Raw genomic sequence first — 25,237 nt, 5'->3', positions numbered from 1 at the left:
GATCCAGGTCGGGTCGGTGGCGGTGGGCGGGGACGCGCCGGTGTCGGTGCAGTCGATGACGACGACGCGTACGTCGGACGTCGGGGCGACGTTGCAGCAGATCGCGGAGCTGACGGCGTCGGGGTGCCAGATCGTGCGGGTGGCGTGTCCGACGCAGGACGACGCGGACGCGCTGGCGACGATCGCGCGCAAGTCGCAGATCCCGGTGATCGCGGACATCCATTTCCAGCCGAAGTACGTGTTCGCGGCGATCGAGGCGGGGTGCGCGGCGGTCCGGGTGAACCCGGGCAACATCAAGCAGTTCGACGACAAGGTCAGGGAGATCGCCAAGGCGGCCAAGGACCACGGCACGCCGATCCGTATCGGTGTGAACGCGGGGTCGCTGGACCGTCGGCTGCTCCAGAAGTACGGGAAGGCGACTCCGGAGGCGTTGGTCGAGTCGGCCCTGTGGGAGGCGTCCCTCTTCGAGGAGCACGACTTCCGCGACATCAAGATCTCGGTCAAGCACAACGACCCGGTCGTGATGATCGAGGCCTACCGGCAGCTCGCCGAGAGGTGTGACTACCCCCTCCACCTCGGTGTCACCGAGGCCGGTCCCGCCTTCCAGGGCACGATCAAGTCGGCCGTCGCCTTCGGCGCGCTGCTCTCCCAGGGCATCGGCGACACCATCCGGGTGTCGCTGTCCGCGCCGCCGGTCGAGGAGGTCAAGGTCGGCATCCAGATCCTGGAGTCGCTGAACCTGCGGCAGCGCGGCCTGGAGATCGTCTCCTGCCCGTCCTGCGGCCGTGCCCAGGTCGACGTGTACAAGCTGGCGGAGGAGGTCACGGCCGGTCTGACCGGTATGGAGGTGCCGTTGCGCGTCGCGGTGATGGGCTGCGTCGTCAACGGTCCGGGTGAGGCCCGCGAGGCCGACCTCGGAGTCGCGTCGGGCAACGGCAAGGGGCAGATCTTCGTGAAGGGCGAGGTCATCAAGACCGTGCCCGAGTCGAAGATCGTGGAGACCCTGATCGAGGAGGCGATGAAGCTCGCCGAGCAGATGGAGCAGGACGGCGTCGCATCCGATGGCGGCATCGTCGCGGGGACACCGACAGTGACAGTGGGTTGAAGCACGGCACGGACCGAGAGGGGGCCCAGCGTGACCATTCTGGAGAACATCCGGGGACCACGCGACCTGAAGGCGCTGTCCGAGGCGGAACTGGGTGAACTGTCCGACGAGATACGCGAGTTCCTGGTGGAGGCGGTGGCCAGGACCGGCGGTCACCTCGGACCCAACCTGGGGGTGGTGGAACTCACCGTCGCGCTGCACCGGGTCTTCGAGTCGCCGGTCGACCGGATCCTGTGGGACACCGGTCACCAGAGTTATGTGCACAAGCTTCTGACAGGGCGTCAGGACTTCTCGAAGCTGCGCGGCAAGGGAGGGCTGTCCGGCTATCCCGCACGGGAGGAGTCCGAGCACGACGTCATCGAGAACAGTCACGCCTCCACGGCGCTCGGCTGGGCCGACGGACTCGCCAAGGCCCGCCAGGTGCAGGGGGAGAAGGGACACGTCGTCGCCGTCATCGGGGACGGCGCGCTGACCGGCGGCATGGCCTGGGAGGCGCTGAACAACATCGCGGCCGCCAGGGACCAGCCGCTGATCATCGTCGTCAACGACAACGAGCGGTCCTACGCGCCGACCATCGGCGGCCTCGCCAACCACCTGGCCACCCTGCGCACCACCGACGGCTACGAGAAGGTCCTGGCCTGGGGCAAGGACGTCCTCCAGCGCACCCCGGTGGTCGGCAACACCCTCTACGAGTCGCTGCACGGCGCGAAGAAGGGCTTCAAGGACGCGTTCGCGCCGCAGGGCATGTTCGAGGACCTGGGGCTGAAGTACCTCGGCCCGATCGACGGACACGACATCAAGGCCGTCGAGTCGGCGCTGCGCCGGGCCAAGCGCTTCCACGGACCCGTCCTGGTCCACTGCCTCACCGAGAAGGGCCGCGGCTACGAACCCGCGCTGGCCCACGAGGAGGACCACTTCCACACCGTGGGGGTGATGGACCCGCTCACCTGCGAGCCGCTCTCCCCCGCCGGGGGGCCGTCCTGGACCTCCGTGTTCGGCGACGAGATCGTGAAGATCGGCGAGGAGCGGGACGACGTCGTGGCGATCACCGCCGCCATGCTGCACCCGGTGGGCCTGGGCAGGTTCGCCGAGTGCTTCCCGGACCGGGTGTGGGACGTGGGCATCGCCGAGCAGCACGCGGCCGTCTCGGCCGCGGGGCTCGCCACCGGTGGTCTGCACCCGGTCGTCGCCGTCTACGCCACCTTCCTCAACCGGGCCTTCGACCAGCTCCTGATGGACGTGGCCCTGCACCGCTGCGGGGTCACCTTCGTCCTGGACCGGGCGGGAGTGACCGGCGTGGACGGGCCCTCCCACAACGGCATGTGGGACATGTCCGTCCTCCAGGTCGTGCCCGGCCTGAGGATCGCCGCGCCGCGCGACGCCGACCAGCTGCGCGCGCAGCTGCGCGAGGCCGTCGCCGTCGACGACGCGCCGACCCTGGTCCGTTTCCCCAAGGAGTCGGTCGGCCCGCGGATCCCGGCCCTCGGCCGGGTCGGCGGCATGGACGTGCTGCACCGGGCGGAGCGGTCCGACGTGCTGCTGGTCGCCGTGGGCGTGATGGCGCCGGTGTGCCTCCAGGCCGCCGAACTGCTCCAGGCGCGCGGCATCGGCTGCACCGTCGTCGACCCGCGCTGGGCCAAGCCCGTCGATCCGGCGCTGCCGGGCCTGGCCGCCGGGCACCGGCTGGTGGCCGTGGTCGAGGACAACAGCCGGGCGGCCGGCGTGGGCGCCGCGGTCGCCCTGGCACTCGGCGACGCCGAGGTCGACGTACCGGTACGGAGATTCGGCATCCCGGAGCAGTTCCTCGCGCACGCCAAGCGCGCGGAGGTGCTGGCCGACATCGGGCTCACCCCGGTCGAGGTCGCCGGCCGGATCGGCGCGAGCCTGGCCGTGCGGGAGCAGGTCGGGACGCTCCCGGCGCAGGAGGGCGCCGGGGCCGTCATGGCAGTCAAGGAGACAACCGAATGAGCACGGAGTTCGACCTCGGCGCCCTGCTGTCCCAGCGCGGCGCCGAGCGCTACGAGCTGCACGCCAGGCACCTCAACCACCAACTGCCGCGCATGCTGCACACCATCGGCTTCGACAAGGTCTACGAGCGGGCCGAGGGCGCGTACTTCTGGGACGCGGAGGGCAACGACTACCTTGACATGCTCTCCGGGTTCGGGGTGATGGGCCTGGGCCGCCACCATCCCGTCGTCCGCAAGGCGCTGCACGACGTGCTGGACGCCCAGCTCGCCGACCTCACCCGCTTCGACTGCCAGCCCCTGCCCGGGCTGCTGGCGGAGCGGTTGCTGGCCCACAGCCCGCACCTGGACCGGGTGTTCTTCGGCAACAGCGGCACGGAGGCGGTGGAGACCGCGCTGAAGTTCGCCCGCCGCGCCACCGGCAGAGGGCGGATCCTGTACTGCGAGCACTCCTTCCACGGGCTGACCACCGGCTCGCTGTCCGTCAACGGCGAGGAGGGCTTCCGGGACGGCTTCGCCCCGCTGCTGCCCGACACCGCCGTCCCGCTCGGCGACCTCGACGCACTCGAGCGGGAACTGAGGAAGGGCGACGTGGCCGCCCTGATCGTCGAGCCGATTCAGGGCAAGGGCGTGCACGAGGCCCCGCCCGGCTGGCTGCGCGCCGCGCAGGAACTGCTGCACCGGCACAAGGCACTGCTCATCGCCGACGAGGTGCAGACGGGCCTCGGCCGCACCGGGGACTTCTACGCCTACCAGCACGAGGACGGGGTCGAACCGGACCTGGTCTGCGTGGCCAAGGCCCTGTCCGGCGGCTATGTGCCGGTCAGCGCGACCCTCGGCAGGGACTGGATCTTCAAGAAGGTCTACTCCTCGATCGACCGCGTGCTGGTCCACTCGGCGAGCTTCGGGTCGGGCGCCCAGGCCATGGCGGCGGGGCTCGCCGTACTGTCCGTGATGGAGAACGAGCAGATCGTGGCCAACGCGCGGGCCACGGGCGAGCTGCTGAAGTCCCGGCTGGCAGCGCTCACCGACCGGTACGAGCTGCTCGCCGACGTGCGCGGCCGGGGCCTGATGATCGGCATCGAGTTCGGCCGGCCGAGGTCGCTGAAGCTGCGCGGGCGCTGGACCATGCTCCAGACGGCCCGCAAGGGACTGTTCGCGCAGATGGTGGTCGTCCCGCTGCTGCAGCGGCACCGTATCCTGACCCAGGTCTCGGGCGACCACCTCGAGGTGATCAAACTGATCCCGCCGCTGGTCATCGGGGAGGCGGAGGTCGACCGGTTCGTGGACGCCTTCACCGCCGTGATGGACGACGCACACGGCGGCGGACTGATGTGGGACTTCGGCAAGATGCTGGTCAAACAGGCCGTCGCCAACCGGTGAGCGGAGCCGGACAGGGCTTTGCCTCTGAGGTAAGAAATTTGCCTTAGGGGCAAAGCGGCGCTGGAATGGAGGTATGAGCTCTCCAGAGTCCCCGCCCCCGGCAGGGCCGGTCGAAGACCTGCCCGCCGTCGCGCCGCAACTGCGTGCGCTGCGCCGCCGTGCCGCGCTGACCCTGGAGGCCGCCTCCCGCGCCGCCGGGCTGTCGCCCGCCCACCTCTCCCGCCTGGAGACGGGCCGGCGCCAGCCCTCGCTGCCGATGCTCCTCGCGCTCGCCCGTGTCTACGGTACGACGGTCTCCGAACTGCTCGGCGAGACGGTCCCCGACCGGGACGCGGTCGTGCGCGCCGGGGACCTGGAGCCGACGCGGGCCGGCGGCTGGACGTACTGGCAGGCCGGCGCGTCCGGCCGCGGCATGCAGGCCCTGCGCGTCCTGGTCCCGCACGGCTCCCAGGGCGACATCGTGCGGGTGCACCCCGGCGAGGAGTGGCTGTACGTCCTCAAGGGGCGCCTCAGCCTCCGCCTCGGCGATGCCACGCACCTGCTCGTGCCGGGCAGCAGCGCGCACTTCGACTCGCTGACCCCGCACCGCATCGCGGCCGAGGACCCGGACGGGGTCGAGCTCCTCTTCGTCCACACCCTGTTGCAGAGTCCCACGGCCGCGCTGTGCCTGGGCCCCCATATCGGAGACATGCCATGAGCAACCTGGAAGACAAGTTCCCGCGTGCCCTGTGGGTCCGGCTCGTCATCTACACCGTCGTCGGGCACTTCTTCGCCGGGTTCGTCTGGTTCCTGTTCTCGGTCGGCTCCAAGTGACGGCCCGAGCGACGGCCTGAGCAGTGCCCGTCAGTCCAGCAGTCGCTCGCGCAGCCGGTCCCGGGTGTCGGGGGCCAGCCGCAGCCCCCGCTCCAGATAGGCGTCGACGCCGCCCCAGCTCTCCTCGATGGTCTCCAGGGCCGCCGCCAGGTACTCGGCACGCGCCTCGAACAGGGGGCTGAGCAGCTCCATGACCTCGGGGGAGTAGGCCGCGGCCGAGGTCCCGCTGCGGTGCACCTTGTAGCGGCGGTGCTTGGCGTTCGACTCCAGGTAGTCGGCGACGATCGCGTCCCGCTCCACGCCGAGGGCGAGGAGGGTCACGGCGATCGACAGGCCCGCGCGGTCCTTGCCCGCCGCGCAGTGCATCAGGACCGGGACGCAGTCCTCGGCGAGCGCGTGCAGCACCTGGGAGTGCTCGCCGGTGCGCTCCTTGACGAGCACACGGTAGGACGCGATCATCCGCTGCGCGCCCTTGCCCTCGGCCAGGACGGAGCGCAGTTCGTCGAGGTTGCCGTCGCGGACCATCGCCCAGAACTCGGCGCCGTCCGCGGGGTCGCTCAGCGGCAGGTTCACATGGCGCACGCCCGGCAGTTCGACGTCCGGGCCCTCCAGCCTCACGTCGGCCGCGTTGCGGAAGTCGAAGATCGTGTGCAGGCCCAGGGAGCCGAGGTAGGACGCGTCCTGCTCGGTCGCGTGCGCGAGGTGGCCGCTGCGGAACAGCATTCCGTGCCGCACCCGCCGGCCGTCCACGGTCGGCAGCCCGCCCACGTCACGGAAGTTGCGCACTGCGGCCAGCTCGGGCTCGGTCGAGGGGACCTGCTGCGTCACGGGGACTCCTCCCTTTCGGCCCCGCCGTCACGGCGCGTCGGCGGGCACGGCTTCGACCATACGACATGGCTTCCTGGGGCAACGAGTTGTCCGCGGGCGTTGCCCCGGCGCCCGCGCGCCTCGATGATGGCGGTGCGGGCACGGACCGGTTCGGACCTGTGGGGGACGGAACATGCTGGAGACCGCCGACGACGGCCGTACGTGGCTGCTGACCGGGCCCACGAGCGGGTACGCCGTTCATCTCACCGGGCGCGGCGAACTGCTCCACCTGCACTGGGGACCGAGCATCACGCTCGCCGACGCCAAGGCCCTGGCCGCCCGTCCGCTGCCGGACGCCCGGCCCTTCGAGTCCCCGCTCGACGGACACGAGGAGTACCCGGTCGAGGGCGGCCCCCGCTTCGTGCGGCCCGCGCTGTCCGTGCGCACCGCCGGACGGCGCGGCACCGAGTGGACGTTCGGGGGGTACCGGACCGAGGACGGCGAACTGCGGCTGCTGTTCCACGACTCGGGGCTGGACATCACCCTGCACTACCGGATGCGCGGGGACGTCGTCGAGCGCTGGGTCACCCTCGCCAATCGCGGACCCGAAGCGGTGGAGGTGCTGCGTGCCGACTCCGCCACCTGGACCCTGCCCGACCGCGAGGGCTGGCGGCTGTCGCAGTTGCACGGCCGCTGGGCCGCCGAGTCCCGCCTGGCGCGTACCGGCCTCGCCCACGGCGAGCAGGTCATCGGCAGCCGTCGCGGCCACACCGGTCACCAGCACCTGCCCTGGGTCGCCCTGGACACCGACGCCACCGAGGAGCACGGCGAGGTCTACGGCTGCGCCCTGGGCTGGTCCGGCTCCTGGCGGATCGCGGTCGCCCGGCTCCCGGACGCGCGCGTGCAGATCACCGGGGGCGCCGGGCACGACGACTCGGGGCTGCTCAGGCTCCAGGACGGAGAGACGTACGTCACCCCCGTCCTCGCCGGGCTGTGGAGCGGGAGCGGACACGGCGGCGCGAGCCGTGCCTGGCACGCCTACCAGCGGCAGTACGTCGTCCCTGACGCGGCCCGGGACCGGCCGGTGCTCTTCAACTCCTGGGAGGCCACCGGATTCGACATCTCCGAGGAGCAGCAGGGGGCGCTCGCGCGGCGGGCGGCGGCGATCGGCGTGGAACTGTTCGTCGTCGACGACGGCTGGTTCGGCGCCCGCACCGGCGACCGCGCCGGGCTCGGCGACTGGTGGCCCAACCCCGACCGGTTCCCCGGCGGTCTGAAGCCGCTCGCCGACCAGGTGCACGGCCTCGGCATGGGGTTCGGCATCTGGGTCGAGCCGGAGATGGTCAACCCCGACAGCGACCTGTATCGCGCCCATCCCGACTGGGTGCAGCACCAACCGGGGCGCACGCGGACGGAGTTCCGCAACCAGCTCGTCCTCAACCTCGCGCGCGAGGACGTGCGGGAGCATCTGTGGGAGCGGCTGGACGCGCTGCTCTCCAGCGCCCCGATCGACTACGTGAAGTGGGACTTCAACCGCTCCTTCACCGACCCGGGCTGGCCCGGGGAGCCGTACCCGCAGCGTCTGTGGACCGACCATGTGCGCGCGCTGTACGCCCTGCTGGACCGGTTGCGGGCCGCGCACCCCGGCGTCGCCTTCGAGTCCTGCTCGGGTGGCGGCGGCCGGATCGACCTCGGCGTCCTGTCCCGTACGGACCAGGTGTGGACCTCCGACAACACCGATCCGCTGGACCGGCTCGCCATCCAGCACGGCTTCAGCCAGGTCCATCCGGCGCGGGTCATGGCGGCCTGGGTCACCGACAGCCCGAACGTCCAGCTCAACGGGCGGGCCAGCACGCTGCGTTTCCGCTTCGTGAGCGCCATGGCGGGGGTGCTCGGCGTGGGCGGCGACCTCACCCGCTGGACGGAGGAGGAACTGGCCGAGGCCCGCGACTGGATCGCCCTCTACAAGGAGATCCGGCCGGTGGTCCAACACGGCGACCTGTACCGGCTGCGGGCCCCGCGGGGAGGGCTGAGCGCGGTGCAGTACGTCCTCGGCGACGACACCGTCGTCCTCGCCCTGCTCCAGGCGCAGCACCACGGCGAGCCCGTGCCCGCGCTGCGGCTGCGCGGTCTTGACCCGGCGGCGTCGTACGTGTGCGGGGACTCAGGGGGCTCAGGGGAGGTGCACCGGGGTGCCGTGCTGCTGCACCACGGGCTGCGCACCGGGCTGCGGGGCGACTTCGACGCGACGGTCGTCCGGCTGCGGCGTGTCTGAGGAGCCCGTGTATTCCCGCGGGAGGCGATCCGGCGGAGTGGCCTTTCTCACCGTCCGTCAACCCTTTCCTACGGTCGCGTAGGTCACATTCGAAGGTGAATCATGGGCCGACGTGGCAGACGATTCGAAGAGTGACAGCAGATCAGTGATCGGGTCGTACGTGGCGTTGGGGGACAGCTTCACCGAGGGCGTCGGCGACCCCGGCCCCGATGGGGCGTTCGTCGGCTGGGCCGACCGGTTCGCCGTGCTGCTCGCCGACCGGCGGCCCGAGGGCGGCTTCCAGTACACCAACCTCGCCGTACGCGGGAAACTGCTCGACCAGATCGTGGCCGACCAGGTTCCCCGGGCCACCGAACTCGCCCCCGACCTGGTCTCGTTCTGCGCCGGCGGCAACGACATCATCCGCCCCGGCACCGACCCGGACGACGTGGCCGAGCGCTTCGAGAAGGCGGTCTCCCGGCTCGCCGCGGTCGCGGGCACGGTCATGGTGACCACCGGGTTCGACACGCGGGGCGTTCCCCTCCTCAAGCATCTGCGCGGCAAGATCGCCACGTACAACGGGCATGTGCGGGCCGTCGCCGACCGCTACGGCTGCCCGGTGCTCGACCTGTGGTCGCTGAGGGCCGTCCAGGACCGCCGCGCCTGGGACGACGACCGCCTGCACCTCTCGCCCGACGGCCACACACGGGTGGCGCTGCGCGCCGGTCAGGCTCTGGGGCTCGACGTCCCGGCCGACCCGGAGCAGCCCTGGCCGCCGCTGCCGCCCCGCGGCACGCTGGAGGTCCGCCGCGACGACGTGCACTGGGCGCGCGAGTACCTGGTGCCGTGGATCGGCCGCCGACTGCGCGGCGAGTCCTCCGGCGACCACGTGACGGCCAAGGGCGCCCTGTCCCCCGACGACATCAGGACCCGGATCACGTCGGTGGCCTGAGCCCGCACCGGCGGGCTCCGGGCCCCCTGCCGTCATCCGCGCTCCGCGCCGGTCGGTGCGCCGTGCGGGTCAGTCCCGGGCCACCGCGTCACCGGTGTCCCGTGCGGCCTCCGGGACCTCGCACGAGTCCTTGAAGCCCTGACTCGTCAGACCCAGCGCGGAGTTCATGCGTGAGCGCAGGTTCTCGACCGCCACGATCGCGGTCAGTTCCACCAGGGCCGGCTCGCCCAGCCGGTCGCGCAGCCGGGCGGACAGGTCGTCGTCCACCGTGGGCGGCGTGGCCGTCATGGCCTCGGCGTACGCCAGGACGTCGCGCTCCAGCGGTGTGTAGGCGCCGCTGTCCCGCCACACGGGGACGTCGCGCAGCTTCTCGGGCGCCATGCCGCGCTCCCTGGCGACCCAGTGGCCGAAGTCCATGCACCACGAGCAGCCGATCGCGGCGGCCGACGCCATCTCGGCGAGCGCCTTCAGGTCGGGGTCGAGCCTGTTCCACTTCGCCAGGGACTGCTCGAACCGCAGGTCGCTCCACAGGACCCGCGGATTGTGGGCGAGCGCCCGGACGGGGTCCAGCACCTTGCCGTAGACGCGGCTGCTGTACCACTCGACGAGTCGGAACAAGCGGGTGCGGGGCGGGGTGAGCGAGACGCGGGCCATGGCGGCCACCTCCAGTCGTATCGGTTCCGTGGGCACCTCGCGGGTGCCCGCACCGGTACGACGGCCGGGAGCGCGCCGGTGTGACATCCGGGCCGTCGCAGGGCCCCGACATAATGGAAAGCCTGACCGACTCCACCTGGAGGTAGCGTGGCAGGATTCCGTCCTTCGAACCCGGGGCTCCGTGCACTGCGGCCCGAGGCCTTCGGCGCCGACCCCAGCGGGGAGCGCATGGCGCGCATCCGCAGATCACCCCACTTCAAGGACGGCGTCTTCCAGAACCCCGGCGGTCCCGCCCGGACCCGGCCCTCCGGCTCGACGCCGGCCTTCGCCCGGCGCTACCTCGACAAGGAGGAGCGCCGGCGCCGCGCCCCGCGCGGCACCGTGCCCGTGCACGCCACCACGCTCGCCGACCTGGCCAGGCCCGCGGCCACCGGTCTGCGGCTGACCTGGATGGGGCACTCCAGCGTCCTCGCGGAGATCGACGGGCAGCGGGTGCTCTTCGACCCCGTGTGGGGCGAGCGCTGCTCGCCGTTCCCCTTCGCCGGGCCCCGGCGGCTGCACCCGGTGCCGCTGCCGCTGGCCGCGCTCGGCCCGGTCGACGTCGTCGTCATCTCCCACGACCACTACGACCACCTGGACCTGCCCACCATCAAGGCGCTGGCCGGCACGGACACCGTGTTCGCCGTGCCGCTCGGCGTCGGCGCCCACCTGGAGCACTGGGGCGTGTCCGCCGACCGCCTGCGCGAACTGGACTGGCACGAGGCCACCAGGGTCGGCGGGCTCACCCTGACCGCCACCCCCGCCCGGCACTTCTGCGGCCGGGCCCTGCGTAACACCCAGCACACCCTGTGGGCCTCCTGGGTCGTCGCGGGGGAGGAGCACCGGATCTACCACAGCGGTGACACGGGGTACTTCGACGGCTTCCGGCAGATCGGCGCGGACCACGGCCCGTTCGACGCGACGATGATCCAGATCGGCGCCTACTCCGAGTTCTGGCCGGACATCCACATGACGCCCGAGGAGGGGCTCCGCGCCCATCTCGACCTCCAGGGGGACACGCCATCGGGTGTGCTGCTGCCGATCCACTGGGGCACCTTCACCCTCGCCCCGCACGCCTGGGCCGAGCCCGGCGAGTGGACGAAGGACGCCGCCGAGGAGGCGGGAGCGGCGGTGGCGTTCCCGCGGCCGGGGGAGCCTTTCGAGCCCTCGGGCAAGGTTCCCGCGGAGCCGTGGTGGCGACCGGTGTCCGCGCCCCTGTCCCACCCGTGGCGCCGGGTCCGTGGACCTGAGGCCGCTCCGACGGCTCCGTCCGCCCCGTCCGTCCCGGGCGATCTCGACCTCGCCGGGGAGCGCTGACGCCGGCCCCGGGTGACCTCTTCGCCGGAAATCTCTGACAACTCCCCGATCTGGTTCGTCCCGTTTCTCCGACTCGATGCGGACATTCGGCGACTTCGGCTGCGCGGCAATGCCGACTTTGCGTGGGAAGCGCATGCCGCGCAGCCGACTGGAAATGCCTAAACCTCACTGACCAGGCAAAGCTCCACAGATCCCGTTCTACACCTGCCGTGGCAGCTTCCTGCAAGCGTTGTGCCCTGCGAAGGAATCGCATGTTAATGTTTCGGCACTTGATAACCTGTTAATTGTGAGGCGATTATGCACGAACGCGAGTTGCGCGCTTTTGTCGCGATTGCCGAAATAGGCCGGATGGATCTTGCGGCCAAGAAGCTCGGATACTCGCAACCGGCAATAAGTTACCAGATCATATGTCTTGAACGATCTTTGGGTATCAAGCTGTTCACCCGGAATTCAGGCGGCACCACTTTGACTCGCGAAGGGCAGATGATCCTGTCCTCGGCGCGCGCGACTCTGATGCTGATCGAGAACATCAAGAGAGAATGCGTGGAATTCAGCAGAGCGCCCGTCGCCGTCACGAGCATGGTGCCCTGACACCCGGCCCGGGGCTCCCCATGACCACCTCGATCCCGAAGTGCCGTCCCGGCCGCCGCAACCGGCCGCCCGGACCGAGCACCAGGCGATGCCGCCCATGTACGCACAAGGGAGAACCGTGGCACAGCGGGAAACGGAAGTCGTCGGCGTGAGCACGCCCTTGGCCCGCAGGGACGACCGGGACGACCGGGGCACCGTGGTGGTGTCGGGCCTCGCGAGCGACGCGCACACGTGGAACCTGGTCTACCTCCAACTGGTCATCGAGGAGCTCGGCTACCACGTGGTCAACCTCGGACCCTGCGTACCGGACGACGTGCTGGTCGACGCATGCCGCCGGATCGACCCGGCGCTGGTCGTCATCGGCAGTGTCAACGGGCACGGCCGCACCGACGGCCTGCGCGCCATCACCCGGCTGCGCGCCTGCCCGGAACTGGCCGCCACGCCGATGGTCATCGGCGGCAAGCTCACGGTGTCCGACGAGAACGTGGGCCACCACGCGCGGGCCCTGGTGGCCGCGGGCTTCGACGCGGTCTTCCCCGACCAGGCCTCGGACGCGGCCGACTTCACGGCGTTCGTCACCTCGCTCCCGCCCGTCGCGCAGCCGGTGCTGAGCGCGGGGAGACCCCGGTGACCGCCCTGGTACCGGGCGGGCCCGCCCCCGCGCGGCCGGGATTCGGCGCGTTCGTCCGTGCGCGGGCGCGGGCCGGCGCGCTCGTCGTGCAACCGCGGATGGGGTTCGGCGACCCGGAGCGGATGCGGGCGGGGCTGGCGGCCACCAAGGCGGCGCGCGGCCACACCGTCGGCACGCTGACCCTGGACAGCTACACCAGGGTCGGTGATCTGGCCGCGGTCGAGCACGCCCGGCGCGAGGGTCAGCCGCTCAACGGCTACCCGATCGTCAGCCACCCCGACGCCACGACCCGGGCGATGCTGGCCGGTGTCCGGGACGCGGGCTTCCCCGTGCAGGTGCGGCATGGATCCGCCCTGCCCCAGCACATCTTCCGCAAGCTGATCGCGCTGGGCCTGGACGCCACCGAGGGCGGGCCGGTGTCCTACTGCCTGCCCTACGGGCGCACCCCGCTGGCCGAGTCGGTCGCGGCCTGGCGGCAGTGCACGGAACTGTTCTCCCTGCTGCGCGACCAGGGTGCCGAACCGCACCTGGAGACCTTCGGCGGCTGCATGATGGGCCAACTGTGCCCGCCCAGCCAGCTGGTGGCGCTCAGCGTGCTGGAGGCGCTGTTCTTCCGCGCGTACGGCTGCCGCAGCGTCTCGGTGAGCTACGCCCAGCAGACCCACGCCGGCCAGGACACCGAGGCGGTGTTCGCGCTGCGCCGACTGTGCGGTGAGCTGCTGCCCGACGTGGACTGGCACGTGGTCGTCTACGCCTACATGGGGGTGTACCCGTACACCGAGTCCGGGGCGTACCGGCTGCTCGGCGAAGCCGCCGGACTGGCCGTGCGGACCGGGTCCGAGCGGCTCATCGTCAAGACCGTCGCCGAGTCGCGGCGGATCCCCACCGTCGACGAGAACGTGGCCGCCCTGGAGCACGCGGCACGGGTGGCCGAGACGGCCCGGCCGGTGCCCGCCCCGGACACGGACACGCAGACGTACGCGGAAGCGCTGGCGCTGGTCGAAGGGGTGCTGAACCTGCACTCCGACCTCGGCCGCGCGCTGCTGCTGGCGTTCGAACGCGGCTACCTCGACATCCCGTACTGCGTGCATCCGGACAACCGGGGCCGAACCCGCAGCCGCCTGGACGAGGAGGGCCGGCTCTGCTGGGCCCAGACCGGAGCGCTGCCGCTGACGGGTCTGGTGCGGACCGGGCAGGGCCGGAAGGTGACCGCTGCGGGTCTGCTGGCCGACCTCTCCCATCTGCGGCGCAAGTTCGACCGGGAGGCGATCCAGCACCGTGCCACCGCAGCGGTGCCGGCCCCCGACCCGGCGTGACGGAGACGGCCACGGCCGCACCACCCGCCCGCGACGCGGGGCGGGAAACCCCCCGGCCGACCGCTCACGGCACCCACCGAGAGACCCGACCACGCCGCCCACCCCCCGCCGCGCGGGGGCGGCCGTACTGGGCGTTTTCGTGTACCCGCGTCGGGGCGTCGAGTGGGGTGGGGCGGGGGTGTTGGGTCAGGTGGGCTTCGGGGCCGGCTCGGGCCAGGCGGTGAACTGGCGGCGGCCGTAGAGCAGGGGGGTGCCGTCGGTGGAGTCGGTGCCGACCACTTCGCCGAAGACGACGACGTGGTCGCCGACGGCTTTGGTCTCGGCCACCCGGCAGGCGGCGAACGCGACGGTGTCGCCGCCGAGCCGGGGGACTTCGCCGCTGCCGACCGGTTGCCACGGCACGTGCTCGAAGTGGCTCAGTGAGGAGTCGGCGAACAGACGGGCGACCCCGCTCGCGCGGACACCGAGCAGGTTCACCCCGAAGAAGCCGTGGGCGCGCAACGCGCTGAGTGTCCGGCTGGTCACCGTCAGGCAGACGGACAAGACCGGCGGATCCAGGCTGACACTCGAGAGGGAGGAGCAGGTCATTCCGCGCGGCCGGCCGTCCGTGTCGAGCGTGGTCACGACGGACACACCGGTCGGGAAGGAACTCATGAACGCGCGATACGCCCCGGCGCCGACCGGGCCCGGCTCCGGCGCCCCGCCCGTCCCCTTCGCCGTTGCGCCCGGCGCCGCGGCGCGCGCGGTCACCGAGCCCGCTCGCGTTCCCGCCACGCCTGCCCGAGCCGGTCGAGATGGACCAGGCCGGCCAGCACCTCGTCGGTCTCCACGCCGAAGTCGATCAGGCAGGCGACCTCGTCCACGCCGACCTCGTACAGCCGCTCGCACATCCGCAGGCCGTCCTCGACCGTGCCGAACAGGCCGCTGGTCTCGAAGTAGCGGTCGAACGCCTGGCCGACCAAGAAGTCGATGTCCGCGGGGCTCATCTTGTTCAGATCCAGCGCGACCGCGTTGGCGCCCGCCGCCTTGGCGGCATGGATGACCAGGTCGAAGGAGCTGGCCAGGTACTTGCTGAACGGCTCGCGGACCGTCTGCCTGACCTTCTCCCGGTCCGTGCCGACGAAGGTGTGCAGCATGAGTGCGACATGTCCGTCGCCCTCGGTCTCGTCGTGGTGGTCGCGGAAGGCCTGCCGGTACTCGCCGATCCGCTTCTCCAGCACGTCGATGCCCTGACCCAGCAGATGGGTCAGCACCCCGGCGCCCATCTCGCCCGCCTCGCGGAAGGTCTGCGGGTTGCCCGCGCTGGTCAGCCAGACCGGCAACTCCCGCTGCACCGGCGGCGGGAAGACCGTCACGTCGACGCTCTCGCCCGCGCCGTCGACCAGCGTCGCGGGCTCCTGCCGCCACAGGCTCCGGATCGTGCGCACCGAGTCGATCAGACCGGACCTGCGGGTCGGATATCCCTCCGGGCGCAGCACGAAGTCGGCCGCGTGCCAACCGGAGGCGAATGCGATGCCGACCCTTCCTTTGGAGAGGTTGTCGACGACGGACCATTCCTCCGCGATACGCACCGGATGGTGCAGCGGGGCCACCACACTCCCGGCCCGCACCGCGACCCTTTCCGTGACCGCGGCCACCGCGGCACCCGTCACCGCCGGATTCGGATAGAGGCCGCCGAACGCGTGGAAGTGACGTTCCGGCGTCCACACCGACGCGAAATCATGGGTGTCGGCGAACTTGGCACCCTCGATCAGCAGCCGGTACCTGTCGCCGGCGTCCTCCTTGTCGTTCGCGAAATAGAAAAGCCCGAAATCCATGGCGCCTCCACCATCAGCGCGTTCGGTCGGTGGCCGAGTGAAATGCGGAGCGGAGCCCGATTCCGTCAGCCCGATACGCGCAGCCTAGTCAGCGGGAAAACCCGCTCCGGATCAGTTCGAAAACTCTGTGGCCGGGTTTGGGGCGAGACCGCCCCGGGCTCGTCGGGGGCCCGGGGCGGCCTCACCGCATGGGTCCGGCGCGCCCGTACGCACGCGCCGCCGCCGGAGCGGTCACGGCGATCACCAGCAGACAGAAGACGAGGGCGATCGGCGCCGCGTGACGGTCCGGAAAGCCGGCGCCGGCGGCCGTCCCCTCCGTGCCCAGCAGTTCGCGCACCGTGCTGTTCACCGCGGTCACCGGGTTCCAGCCGACCACCTGACGCAGCCAGCCGGGCAGCCCGTCCGGCGGCACGAACGCGTTGGACAGGAACGTCGCCGGCAGGAGGCACACCGGGAGGACCGAGGTGACCGCCTCCGCGTTGCGGAAGGTGAGCCCGAGGAAGATGCCCAGACACGAACACCCGATGCCCAGCAGCAGTTCCAGGCCGACCGCGGCCAGCGCCGCCGTCGGCCGGACGTCGGCGGCCCAGCCGGTGATCCGGGCCGCGGGCACCACACTGGCCATCGCCACCGCCACGGGCAGCGAGTCCACCACGATCCGTCCGGAGAGGATGGCGGCGCGGTCGACCGGAAGCGAGCGGAGCCGGTCGAACATGCCGTCCTGGAGGTCGTCGACGACGCCCAGCGCGGAGAGCGCGACCGTCGACACGGCGAGCGAGGTGACCACGCCCGCCGACACGTACGCGCCGTACGGCCCGCCGCCGGGAACCCGCATGCTGCCGCCGAACAGGACCCCCAGGCCCAGCACCATCGCCACCGGCATCACGGTGAACCCGATCAGCTTCTCCGGCAGCCGCAGCAGCTGCCGGAGGTGCCGGCCGGCGATGGCCCGCGTGTCGCCGAGGAACTCCGCCATGTCGCCGCGGGCCGGTCAGGCGTGCCCGGCGAGCAGGATCCGGTGCATCGGGGTGTCCAGCACCGCGACCCGCCGCAGTCCGGCCGAGGCCAGCCACTGGTCGTAGTCGTCCAGCAGGAAGGCGTCACCGCCGCCGGTGGCCAGCATGGACGCGGCGAACAGCATCGCGAACCGGTCCTGGATCGACTTGGCGTCCTTCTCGTCGGTGACCAGGTGGTCGGCGATGCAGATCAGACCGCCTCGCGACAGGGCCTCCTTGGACTTGCGCAGCAGCTCCTGCGCCGACTCGGGGGTCTGGAGATGGAAGATGTTGACGAAGACCAGCAGGTCGTGGCCGGAGCCCCAGCTCTCGGCCCAGAAGTCGCGCACCTGGACGTCGAACCGGTCGGCGACGCCGAGCCGTTCGGCCTGCGCCGTGGCGATCGGGGCGATGTTCGGGGCCTCCAGACCGGTGGCACGCCACTGCCCGAACGCCCTCAGCAGCAACTGGCTGTACAGGCCGGTACCGCAGCCGATGTCCAGCACGGAGACCGGTCGGTCGGTGGGCCACTCCAGCGTCTCGAACCCGCCGCGCAGCGCCTCGACGATCGGCGGCGCCCAGAAGTTGATACCGCGCACCAGGGACTCGTAGTTGTGCTCGGTGATCTGGTTGAGCTGGAGCCCGCCGGCCTCGTCGCGGTTGTCTCCGCGCACCGCGTCCGCCAGGTTGCGCCAGGAGTGCCAGGCCAGCTGACGGTCGTACTCGATCTTGCCGACCAGGCTGAACAGCCCGTCCGGCAGCAGGCATTCGTGCATCTCCTGCGACATCCGGTAGACGGCGGAGCCGTCCTCGGCCGGGACGCGGTCGACGATGTCGTAGGCGTACAGGCCGTCCATCAGCACCCGCATCGCCCGCTGGTTGGCGGCGCAGGCCCGGGCGAGCTCGTCGCTGGTCCTCGGCCCGGTGCTCAACTCGGCGAACACACCGAGATCGTGCGCGGCCTCGATGACGCCGGGCGCCCACAGCGAGATCAGATGCTCGTACACCCGGTGGGCGGAGTGCACGACCTTGCCCGCACCCCGCCAGTCGGGGAGCAGCGCGGTGTCCACGAGCGGGCGGACGTTGAGCTCCGGCGCGGGTGTGTCGCCCGCCTCGAAGTCAGCGGGCGTGGTGACACCAGGCGTCATCGCAGTGCTCCTTTGGGGGTAGGCGGCGCCTTGTCGGGCGAGCGGGTCACCGGGCCGCCGCGGTCTGGTACCTGCGCGCGGCGAGCGGCATCGCCAGCGCGATCATCACCGCGATGAGGACCACGGCGACGGGGACGGGGTGAACCGAGGGGAACGAGGTGTCTCCGACGGAGGTGGGGTTGCCGAACAGCTGGCGCAGGGCCCCGACCACCGCCGACAGCGGGTTCCACACCGCGATGGCGCGCAGCCACTCGGGCAGCCCGCTGAGCGGGATGAACGCGCTGGACAGGAACGTGAGCGGCATCATGACCATGGACATCACCGCGCTGACCGCCTCGACGTTGCGCAGGGACAGCCCGAGCAGCGCGCCGAGCCACGCGGCGCCCAGGCCGAGCAGCAGCAGGATGCCGAAGGCGGCCAGCATGCGCGGGGCGCCGGTGTGCACCCGCCAGCCGATCAGATAGCCGACCACGCCCATCACGACGATGGCGATCGTGGACAGCAGCAGGTCGGAGACGGTACGCCCGATCAGTACGGCGTAGCGGGACATGGGAAGCGAACGGAACCGGTCGACCAGGCCGTTGCGCAGGTCGTCGACCACGCCGACCGCGGTGGTCTGGAGGTTGGCCAGCATGACCTGGGCGAAGATGCCGGCCATGATGTACTCGCGGTAGTTGCCGCCCTCGACCTGCATGGCACTGCCGAACAGGAACCCGAAGACGATCACGTACATCACCGGCATCAGCGTCACGCTCAGCAGCCGCTCCGGCACCCGGGACAGGTGCCGCAGATGGCGGCCCGTCAGGGCGAGGGAATCGCTCAGGAACTCGCTCATGTCGCCGCTCCTTCGGCCACCGGCCGCTCGGCGGGGCCGGTCAGGGACAGGAAGACCTCGTCCATCGAGGGACGGCTGAGCCGGAAGTCGGCCACCCGGACACCCGCCCCGGCCAGTTCGGTGGCCACCGCCGCGATGCCGCCGACGCCTTCGGTCATCGGTACCGAGACCGTCCGCTTCTCCTCGTCCACCACCGGTTCGTCGACGCCGAACCGGCTGAGCACCTTGGTCAGGGCGACGACGTCGTCGGCGGAGGCGGCGGTGACCCGCAGCCGGTCGTCGCCGACCCGGTCCTTCAACTCGTCCGGGGTGCCTTCGGCGACGACCCCGCCGTCCTTCAGCACGGCTATGCGGTTGGCGAGTTGGTCGGCCTCTTCGAGGTACTGGGTGGTCAGCAGGACGGTGACGCCGCGGCTCACCTGGGCGCGGATCACCTCCCACAGGGTCAGCCTGCTGGCCAGGTCGAGACCGGTGGTCGGCTCGTCCAGGAACAGCACCGGCGGCTCGGCGATCAGGCTGGCGGCGAGGTCGAGCCTGCGCCGCATGCCACCGGAGTAGGTCTTCACGGCACGGTCGGCCGCGTCCGTCAGGTCGAGCCGTTCGAGCAGTTCGTCCGCCCTGGCCCGGGTGGCGCTGCGGCCGAGGTGGTAGAGGGTCCCGATCAGCCGGAGGTTCTCCCGGCCCGTCAACCGCTCGTCCACCGCCGCGTACTGTCCGGTCAGCCCGATGCGCCGGCGTACCTCCTTCGCCTGGCGGCGCACGTCGAATCCGGCCACGGTCGCCTCACCGCCGTCCGCGGCGAGCAGGGTGGCCAGGATGCGCACCGTCGTGGTCTTCCCGGCGCCGTTGGGGCCGAGCAGCCCGAACACCGTGCCGGCGGGGACCGACAGGTCGACACCGTTCAGCGCGTCCTTGACCTGCTTTCCGCCGTAGCGTTTGCTCAGCCCCTCGGCCCGAATTGCTATGTCCACGCATTCACCCCCATACGCTAAAGTCCGCTGATCGCGGATCAACGGTTCAGATCGGACAACGCCGGGTTTCCTGCGGGGAACAGAGAACGCGGGCGGGTTCACCGACCGCGACGGCTGCCGCATCGGCGCCGCCGACGCTAGCACCGGCGTGGCCGGAACCGGCCCCCTCATTGAAAACTCCGATATGCACGGGGTTCGCGCCTTCGTGCCCGGTGATAGCGTGCCCGCGGTGTGCTCGGGCTTCGAGGTGAGGATTTGAATGGTGCACGAAACGCTAATTCCAGGCGAAAGTGAAGAGAATTCTCCTGGTCGGAATCAGGGTACCGAACTGCCGCGCCGGCCGGTCTGGGTTCACCTGGCTTTCCTCTTCACGATTCTCTTCATGCTTCTTCACGTGTACTGGGCCGTGGGCGGCACCTGGGGGCTGCCGCTTCTGGCGCGGCACGACAAGTCCGCGGTGCAGGCGGTCAACTGGGTGGTGAGCGCCATCATGCTGGTCGGCGCGCTCTTCGTCCTCGCGCTGAACCGCCGGACGCGGAGCCGGGTGCGCGCCTGGGTCCTGCTGGTGCCGATGTGGATCGCGGCGGTGGTGTGCGTCTCGCACGCCCTCTACGGATTCGTCACCAAGGCCCTGTACCTGAGCGGACACCACGGAGCGGTCGACTTCCCGGTCGTGCCCGGCGTCGGCGCGGCGGAGGCGGCCGAGGCGAACCATCTCTCGGCCGTGCAGGACCTCCTGGTGTTCGAGCCGTGCTTCCTGGTCCAGGGCCTGGTGCTGGCCCTGGCCGCCTGGCAGTTCCTCCGCACCCGGGGCGCCCGCCGCAGGTGGTGGACGTCGCTGGTCGTGGGCATCCTGGTGATCGACGTGTTCGGCGCGCTGCTCTCGCTCGTCGGCGCGCGCTTCGCGGTCTCCTGACCACCCCCCGCGTCGAGGTGGCCGGTCAGCCGGTCGGCCAGGTCGCGGACGAGGGCCTCGGGGTCGTCCATCAGATAGAAGTGGCCGCCGGGGTACACCCGGTGGGCGAAGCGGCCGGTGGCGCTCACCGCCGCCCACTCCCGCAGGCCGTCGACCGGTACCTGCTCGTCCTCGTCCCCCACGTACGCGGTCACCGGGGTGGCCAGCGGGGTGACCGGGCGCGGGAGGTAGGTGCCGATCAGCCGGAAGTCCGCCCGGATCGCGGGCAGTACCAGCTCCCGCAGGTCCGGATCGTCCAGCACCGTGTCGGCGTCGGGGTCGCCGAGCCGCCGTACCTCCGCCACGATCGCCTCGTCGCCGCGCAGGTGCACGCTCTTGGGCACCACCTGGTGCGGCGGCAGCTGTCCGGAGACGAACAGCCACCCCGGAGCCGAGCCGGTGCGCTGCTTCAGCCGCAGGGCCACCTCGTAGGCGACGGAGGCGCCCATGCTGTGCCCGAACAGCACGAGCCGCTCGCCCGCCCAGCACTGGAGCGCGTCGGCGATCGGCGTGGTCAGCGCGCCCATCTCGTCGATGCACGGCTCCAGGACCCGGTCCTGACGGCCCGGGTAGCACACCCCGGTCACCTCGATGTCGTCGGGCAGCCACCGCGGCCAGTCACGGAACATGCTGGCCGCGCCGCCCGCGTGCGGGAAGCACACCAGCCGCAGGCGGGGCCTGGCCACCTTGCGGTAGCAGCGCAGCCACTTCGACGGGCTCACCCCGGCGGACGGGCTCACGCGTGCGCTCCGTTCCCGCCGTCGTACGCCGCCAGCGCCGCCTCGTCCGGCTGGAACCGCACCGGCAGACCGCACAGCCCGGTCAGGAAGTTGGAGTGGATCCGCTGCGGTTCGCCGGCGACCTCGAAGCCGGTGCTGTAGGTGCGCAGCGCGTCCAGCATCGCGTTCACCTCGACCCGGCCCAGATACGCGCCGAGGCAGAAGTGCGGGCCGTAGCCGAAGGTGATGTGCTTGTTCGGCGACCGGTTCAGATCGAAGGTGTACGGGTCGGCGAAGACCTCCTCGTCCCGGTTGGCCGAGCTGTTCCACAGGGTGACGATGTCGCCGGCGGCGATCACCTGGCCGTGCAGCTCCATGTCGGTGACCGCGCGCCGGCCGAAGTGCATCGCCGGCGTCGCCCAGCGCAGCACCTCCTCGGTGGCCGACTCCAGCGTCACCTCGCCGTCGCGGAGCAACCGCCACTGGTCCGGGTGCCGGGTGAAGGTCCGCACCGCGTCGATCATCGAGAGCCGGCTGGTCTCGTCACCGCCGAGGATCAGGCTGTAGCAGTTGAGGACGATGACCTCCTCGCTCAGCGGCTCGCCGTTCACGGTGCTGTTGGCGAGCACGCTGATCACGTCCTCGGTCGGCTTCGCCCGGCGCTCGGCGACCAGCTCGTTGAAGTACAGCAGGATCTCGTTGCGGGCGAGCCAGGCGTCGGTCGCCGACTGGCCTTCCTCGTTCGAGCTGAGCGCTGACTTGTTGAGGTTCAGCAGGAACTCGCGGTCCGCGGCGGGCACGCCGAGCAGGTCGGAGATGGTGTTCATCGGGATGTGCTCGGCCACGTCGGTGGCGAAGTCGCACTCGCCGCGCCGGACGGCCTCCACCACCAGGCGGGTGGTGTTCGCACGGACCCGGTCCGTGATGGGCTTGAGCGCCTGCGGGGAGAACGCCTTCAGCAGCACGTTGCGCAGGTTCCGGTGCGGCGCGCCGTCGGTGACGGCGAGCATCTTGCCCGCGGCGGAGTCGCCCCCGGCGAGGAGCGTCACCAGGACGTTGCCCCGCTCCGAGGTGAGCCGCTTGTTGTCCTTGTACAGCGCCATGACGTCCGCGTAGCGGCTGATCACCCAGAAACCCGGCGCGTCACCGGTGGGCGGGTGCCAGTGGAGGGGGCGCGTGGTGCGCAACTGGCGCCAGTATTCGCGGAGATCGTTCTCCTCGAACGTTCTGGGATCGGTCAGATCGACTGTGGAGACATCGTCCGGTATCGACATCGTTTGCGCAGTCATGTCTTCGCCATTCGTCGTGGGCTGCGAAAGGGAATTGCGGCGGTATTTTCGACCGAGGGCACAGTCGGTTCAGGCCCGTGGAAAAGGACACCCTTTTCCACGGGCCTGAACCGGTCGGTCGACATCAGCTCCGGGATCCGGCTACTTGCTTTCCCCGAGCTTCTCGGCGAGTATGCGGCCGATTTCTGCGGCCGGTTCAGCCTGCATCATATGCGCGTGGCTGCACCGCACCACCCGATATTCAATTTTTCCAGTCACGAACGGCCGCCAGCGTTCGGCCCGTTCGACGAGTTCCGTGGCGGGTACCGCCTCGTCCGGCTCGGCGACGAGGACCAGCACGTCGCCGTCGAGCGGCTGCGGTTCGAAACCGCCGATGAGCGTGCGGCTGTTCGCGAACACCCCGGCCAGTGCGGCGATGGCCGACTCGTCGAGGTTCGCGAAGACGCTCTGACGCTCCCTCAGCACCTCGGCCACCATCGCGTACTCGAGCGGTTCGTCGCCCAGGCTGTCCATGTCGTGGCCGACGAAGTCCAGCATGATCCGCAACGCGTCCTGCTGGTCGGGCAGGCGCTCCGGCTCCGGCTCGCTCCGGTCGATGGGGTACTGGTCGAGGTTGGCGAGCAGCCCGACCTCCTCGCCCGCGGCCCGCAGCTGGGTGGCCATGGCGTGGACCACCAGACTGCCCAGCGACCAGCCGAGCAGGTGGTAGGGGCCGTTGGGCTGGACGCCGCGCATCTGCGCGACGTAGTCGGCCGCCATCTCCTCGATGCTGCCGGGCAGCGTCGCCGACGGATCGGCGAGCCCCCTGGCCTGGAGGCCGTAGAGCGGGCGGTCCGCCCCGACGTGCTTCATCAGACCCGAGTAGACCCAGCTGAGGCCGCCCGCCGGGTGCACGCAGAACAGCGGTGCCTTGTCGCCCGTGGTCCGCAGCGGCAGCAGCACGTCCAGCGTGTCCCCCTCGGTGTCGCCCGCGAGCCGCCCGGCCAGCTCCGCGACGGTGGGCGCCTCGAAGATGGTGCGGATGCTCAGCCGCACGCCGAACGTGGCGCGGACCTTGGTCACCAGCCGCATCGACATGATGCTGTCGCCGCCGACGTCGAAGAAGCTGTCGTGGACGCCGACCGTCTCCAGCCCGAGCACCTCGGCGAACAGGCCGCACAGGATCTCCTCCTGCGGAGTGCGCGGGCCCGTCCAGTCCGTGGGGCTGAAGTCGGGCGCGGGCAGGGCCTTGCGGTCGAGCTTGCCGTGAGTGGTGAGCGGCAGTGCGTCGAGCTCGACGAATGCGGCGGGCATCATGTGGTCCGGCAACCGCGCGGCAAGGACGTCACGCAGCCGGGGCACCTCGATCGTCGCACCCTCCGCCGCCACCAGGTAGGCGACCAGGCTCTTCGCGCCCTCCTCGTTCTCGCGGACGACGACGACCGCCCGGCCCACGGTCTCGTCCTGGCCGAGTACGGTCTCGATCTCGCCGAGTTCGATGCGGAAGCCGCGGATTTTGACCTGGTCGTCGGCGCGTCCGGCGAACTCCAGGGTGCCGTCGGGGGTCCAGCGGGCGATGTCGCCGGTGCGGTAGATGCGTGTGCCGGGCGGGCCGTAGGGGTTGGCGAGGAAGCGTTCGGCGCTCAGTGCGGGGCGGTTGAGGTAGCCGCGTGCGAGTCCTTCGCCGGTGACGTAGAGCTCTCCGGCGACGCCGACGGGGGCGGGACGCAGCCGGGCGTCGAGGACGTAGGCGCGGGTGTTGATGACGGGGGTGCCGATGGGCACAGGGCCGTCGGCGGTGAGGGGTGTGCTGATGGTGGCGGCGACGGTGGCTTCGGTGGGGCCGTAGGCGTTGACCATGCGGCGGCCGGGTGCCCAGCGGGCGACGAGTTCGGGTGGGCAGGCGTCGCCGCCGACGATCAGGGTCTGGAAGTGGGTGAGGTGGGTGGCTGCTTCGGTGGGGACGCTGGCGAGTGCGGCCGGGGGGATGAGGGCGTGGGTGACCCGGTGGTCGCGGAGGACTTCGACGAGGGTTTCGCCGACCAGGGGGCCGGGGGGTGGGACGACGAGGGTGCCACCGGCGCCGATGGCCGTGCAGAGTTCGAGTACGGAGGCGTCGAAGCTGGGTGAGGAGAACAGGAGTACGCGTGAGTCGGCGTGGGCGGTGAAGCGTTCGACGCAGGAGGTGGTGAAGGCGGCCAGGCCTCGGTGGGAGACGACCACGCCCTTGGGGCGTCCGGTGGATCCGGAGGTGTAGATGACGTAGGCGGGGTGGTCCGGTCGTAGAGCAGGGGGGCTGACCGGGGATCCGTCCGTGCCGGGGTTGGTGTCGACGGTCAGCCAGTGTGCTCCGCCGCCCACACCGGCCAGCCGCTCGGCGGTTGCTTCGGTGGAGAGGATGAGGGCGGGTGCGGCGTCGCCGAGGATGTACGCGATGCGGTCGAGCGGGTAGTCGGGGTCGACGGGCAGGTAGGCGCCGCCGGCCTTGAGCACGGCGAGTTGGGCCACGACCATCTCGACCGAGCGGGGCAGCACCAACGCTACGAGGCGTTCGGGGCCCACTCCGGCGTCGATGAGGACGCGGGCGAGCCGGTTGGCTCGTTCGTCCGTCTCCCGGTACGTCAGTGACTCCTCGCCGTGCACGACCGCGACCGCGTCCGGGTCCCGTTCCACGGACGTGGCGAACAACTGCGGGAACGTCAC

At 71.1% G+C, this 25,237-nt stretch carries 22 protein-coding genes and 1 pseudogene; 12 read left to right on the top strand and 11 right to left on the bottom strand.

From position 1 onward, the window contains the following. Position 1 precedes the first annotated feature (1 nt). The 5 genes from ispG to ACTYVM_RS36845 all read left to right on the top strand — a co-directional run bounded on the left by ispG (position 2) and on the right by ACTYVM_RS36845 (position 5,265). Entirely contained in the window at positions 2–1,105 is a 1,104-nt protein-coding gene (gene ispG, locus ACTYVM_RS36865) for a flavodoxin-dependent (E)-4-hydroxy-3-methylbut-2-enyl-diphosphate synthase (protein WP_445530104.1), read from the top strand. 30 nt (positions 1,106–1,135) lie between these two features. Next, positions 1,136–3,073, top strand: a complete 1,938-nt coding sequence (gene dxs / locus ACTYVM_RS36860) for a 1-deoxy-D-xylulose-5-phosphate synthase (RefSeq protein WP_445530103.1) — start codon at positions 1,136–1,138, stop codon at positions 3,071–3,073. Beyond that, the gene (locus ACTYVM_RS36855; protein ID WP_445530102.1) at positions 3,070–4,452 is read left to right on the top strand and encodes an aspartate aminotransferase family protein; all 1,383 of its coding nucleotides are present in this window, start codon (positions 3,070–3,072) and stop codon (positions 4,450–4,452) included. The genes dxs and ACTYVM_RS36855 overlap by 4 nt, the downstream gene beginning before the upstream one ends. Positions 4,453–4,525: 73 nt before the next feature. Next, the gene (locus ACTYVM_RS36850; RefSeq protein WP_445530101.1) at positions 4,526–5,149 is read left to right on the top strand and encodes a helix-turn-helix domain-containing protein; all 624 of its coding nucleotides are present in this window, start codon (positions 4,526–4,528) and stop codon (positions 5,147–5,149) included. Continuing rightward, positions 5,146–5,265: a DUF6126 family protein gene (locus tag ACTYVM_RS36845; protein ID WP_445530100.1), complete on the top strand. Its 120-nt coding sequence runs from the start codon at positions 5,146–5,148 to the stop codon at positions 5,263–5,265. The genes ACTYVM_RS36850 and ACTYVM_RS36845 overlap by 4 nt, the downstream gene beginning before the upstream one ends. Positions 5,266–5,295: 30 nt before the next feature. Here the strand turns inward: ACTYVM_RS36845 and ACTYVM_RS36840 are convergent, their stop codons facing one another. Next, the gene (locus ACTYVM_RS36840; protein WP_445530099.1) at positions 5,296–6,093 is read right to left on the bottom strand and encodes a tyrosine-protein phosphatase; all 798 of its coding nucleotides are present in this window, start codon (positions 6,091–6,093) and stop codon (positions 5,296–5,298) included. Positions 6,094–6,265: 172 nt separating this feature from the next. On the opposite strand from ACTYVM_RS36840, the gene ACTYVM_RS36835 reads away from it, so the two are divergent. Continuing rightward, positions 6,266–8,347, top strand: a complete 2,082-nt coding sequence (locus tag ACTYVM_RS36835) for an alpha-galactosidase (RefSeq protein ID WP_445530098.1) — start codon at positions 6,266–6,268, stop codon at positions 8,345–8,347. 145 nt (positions 8,348–8,492) lie between these two features. Continuing rightward, positions 8,493–9,278 (top strand): SGNH/GDSL hydrolase family protein, encoded by a 786-nt coding sequence (locus ACTYVM_RS36830; protein WP_445530106.1) that lies wholly within the window; start codon positions 8,493–8,495, stop codon positions 9,276–9,278. Positions 9,279–9,347: 69 nt separating this feature from the next. On the opposite strand, the gene ACTYVM_RS36825 is transcribed toward ACTYVM_RS36830, so the two are convergent. Next, positions 9,348–9,932, bottom strand: coding sequence for a carboxymuconolactone decarboxylase family protein (locus ACTYVM_RS36825; RefSeq protein ID WP_445530097.1), 585 nt, complete (start codon positions 9,930–9,932; stop codon positions 9,348–9,350). A gap of 147 nt (positions 9,933–10,079) precedes the next feature. Between ACTYVM_RS36825 and ACTYVM_RS36820 the strand changes: the two genes are divergently transcribed. The 4 genes from ACTYVM_RS36820 (at position 10,080) to ACTYVM_RS36805 (ending at position 13,826) form a co-directional block, all read left to right on the top strand. Then, complete coding sequence (locus tag ACTYVM_RS36820; RefSeq protein WP_445530096.1) at positions 10,080–11,288, top strand: MBL fold metallo-hydrolase; 1,209 nt, start codon at positions 10,080–10,082, stop codon at positions 11,286–11,288. Between the two features lie 297 nt (positions 11,289–11,585). Beyond that, positions 11,586–11,879 carry a LysR family transcriptional regulator gene (locus tag ACTYVM_RS36815; protein ID WP_445530095.1) on the top strand — a complete coding sequence of 98 codons (294 nt, stop codon included), beginning with the start codon at positions 11,586–11,588 and terminating at the stop codon, positions 11,877–11,879. A gap of 148 nt (positions 11,880–12,027) precedes the next feature. Beyond that, complete coding sequence (locus ACTYVM_RS36810) at positions 12,028–12,510, top strand: cobalamin B12-binding domain-containing protein (protein WP_445530094.1); 483 nt, start codon at positions 12,028–12,030, stop codon at positions 12,508–12,510. After that, positions 12,507–13,826 carry a methylaspartate mutase gene (locus ACTYVM_RS36805; protein WP_445530093.1) on the top strand — a complete coding sequence of 440 codons (1,320 nt, stop codon included), beginning with the start codon at positions 12,507–12,509 and terminating at the stop codon, positions 13,824–13,826. The genes ACTYVM_RS36810 and ACTYVM_RS36805 overlap by 4 nt, the downstream gene beginning before the upstream one ends. Positions 13,827–14,012: 186 nt before the next feature. Here the strand turns inward: ACTYVM_RS36805 and ACTYVM_RS36800 are convergent, their stop codons facing one another. The 6 genes from ACTYVM_RS36800 to ACTYVM_RS36775 form a co-directional block, all read right to left on the bottom strand. Then, positions 14,013–14,480, bottom strand: a complete 468-nt coding sequence (locus tag ACTYVM_RS36800; RefSeq protein ID WP_445530092.1) for a flavin reductase family protein — start codon at positions 14,478–14,480, stop codon at positions 14,013–14,015. A 92-nt stretch (positions 14,481–14,572) separates the two neighbouring features. Continuing rightward, positions 14,573–15,643, bottom strand: coding sequence for a MupA/Atu3671 family FMN-dependent luciferase-like monooxygenase (locus ACTYVM_RS36795; protein WP_445530091.1), 1,071 nt, complete (start codon positions 15,641–15,643; stop codon positions 14,573–14,575). A 181-nt stretch (positions 15,644–15,824) separates the two neighbouring features. Then, positions 15,825–16,619 carry an ABC transporter permease gene (locus ACTYVM_RS36790; protein WP_445530090.1) on the bottom strand — a complete coding sequence of 265 codons (795 nt, stop codon included), beginning with the start codon at positions 16,617–16,619 and terminating at the stop codon, positions 15,825–15,827. A gap of 15 nt (positions 16,620–16,634) precedes the next feature. After that, the gene (locus tag ACTYVM_RS36785) at positions 16,635–17,786 is read right to left on the bottom strand and encodes a class I SAM-dependent methyltransferase (RefSeq protein ID WP_445530089.1); all 1,152 of its coding nucleotides are present in this window, start codon (positions 17,784–17,786) and stop codon (positions 16,635–16,637) included. Between the two features lie 46 nt (positions 17,787–17,832). Beyond that, the gene (locus ACTYVM_RS36780) at positions 17,833–18,621 is read right to left on the bottom strand and encodes an ABC transporter permease (protein ID WP_400027784.1); all 789 of its coding nucleotides are present in this window, start codon (positions 18,619–18,621) and stop codon (positions 17,833–17,835) included. After that, the gene (locus ACTYVM_RS36775) at positions 18,618–19,592 is read right to left on the bottom strand and encodes an ATP-binding cassette domain-containing protein (RefSeq protein WP_445530088.1); all 975 of its coding nucleotides are present in this window, start codon (positions 19,590–19,592) and stop codon (positions 18,618–18,620) included. Before ACTYVM_RS36775 ends, ACTYVM_RS36780 begins: the two co-directional genes overlap by 4 nt. A gap of 259 nt (positions 19,593–19,851) precedes the next feature. Here ACTYVM_RS36775 and ACTYVM_RS36770 point away from each other — a divergent pair. Continuing rightward, positions 19,852–20,307, top strand: a pseudogene (locus tag ACTYVM_RS36770) (DUF3995 domain-containing protein); the annotation flags it as partial. Here the strand turns inward: ACTYVM_RS36770 and ACTYVM_RS36765 are convergent. The 3 genes from ACTYVM_RS36765 to ACTYVM_RS36755 all read right to left on the bottom strand — a co-directional run. Beyond that, the gene (locus ACTYVM_RS36765; RefSeq protein ID WP_445530105.1) at positions 20,202–21,209 is read right to left on the bottom strand and encodes a thioesterase II family protein; all 1,008 of its coding nucleotides are present in this window, start codon (positions 21,207–21,209) and stop codon (positions 20,202–20,204) included. The pseudogene ACTYVM_RS36770 and the gene ACTYVM_RS36765 overlap by 106 nt on opposite strands. A 74-nt stretch (positions 21,210–21,283) precedes the next feature. Continuing rightward, positions 21,284–22,555 carry a cytochrome P450 gene (locus ACTYVM_RS36760; RefSeq protein WP_445530087.1) on the bottom strand — a complete coding sequence of 424 codons (1,272 nt, stop codon included), beginning with the start codon at positions 22,553–22,555 and terminating at the stop codon, positions 21,284–21,286. A gap of 141 nt (positions 22,556–22,696) precedes the next feature. Continuing rightward, positions 22,697–25,237, bottom strand: a 2,541-nt coding sequence (locus ACTYVM_RS36755; RefSeq protein WP_445530086.1) for an amino acid adenylation domain-containing protein, incomplete at its 5' end; no start/stop codon positions are given.

The organism is Streptomyces cyslabdanicus, from assembly GCF_052663305.1.
The sequence above is the reverse complement of the archived record's forward strand: the minus strand, read 5'-3'. Positions and strand labels throughout refer to the sequence as shown.

Coding starts and splice junctions, on each gene's coding strand:
- ACTYVM_RS36855 (WP_445530102.1), top strand. CDS start 3,070: ATGAGCACGGAGTTCGACCTCGGCGCCCTGCTGTCCCAGCGCGGCGCC.
- ACTYVM_RS36850 (WP_445530101.1), top strand. CDS start 4,526: ATGAGCTCTCCAGAGTCCCCGCCCCCGGCAGGGCCGGTCGAAGACCTG.
- ACTYVM_RS36845 (WP_445530100.1), top strand. CDS start 5,146: ATGAGCAACCTGGAAGACAAGTTCCCGCGTGCCCTGTGGGTCCGGCTC.
- ACTYVM_RS36835 (WP_445530098.1), top strand. CDS start 6,266: ATGCTGGAGACCGCCGACGACGGCCGTACGTGGCTGCTGACCGGGCCC.
- ACTYVM_RS36825 (WP_445530097.1), bottom strand. CDS start 9,932: ATGGCCCGCGTCTCGCTCACCCCGCCCCGCACCCGCTTGTTCCGACTC.
- ACTYVM_RS36815 (WP_445530095.1), top strand. CDS start 11,586: ATGCACGAACGCGAGTTGCGCGCTTTTGTCGCGATTGCCGAAATAGGC.
- ACTYVM_RS36800 (WP_445530092.1), bottom strand. CDS start 14,480: ATGAGTTCCTTCCCGACCGGTGTGTCCGTCGTGACCACGCTCGACACG.
- ACTYVM_RS36795 (WP_445530091.1), bottom strand. CDS start 15,643: ATGGATTTCGGGCTTTTCTATTTCGCGAACGACAAGGAGGACGCCGGC.
- ACTYVM_RS36790 (WP_445530090.1), bottom strand. CDS start 16,619: ATGGCGGAGTTCCTCGGCGACACGCGGGCCATCGCCGGCCGGCACCTC.
- ACTYVM_RS36785 (WP_445530089.1), bottom strand. CDS start 17,786: ATGACGCCTGGTGTCACCACGCCCGCTGACTTCGAGGCGGGCGACACA.
- ACTYVM_RS36780 (WP_400027784.1), bottom strand. CDS start 18,621: ATGAGCGAGTTCCTGAGCGATTCCCTCGCCCTGACGGGCCGCCATCTG.
- ACTYVM_RS36760 (WP_445530087.1), bottom strand. CDS start 22,555: ATGACTGCGCAAACGATGTCGATACCGGACGATGTCTCCACAGTCGAT.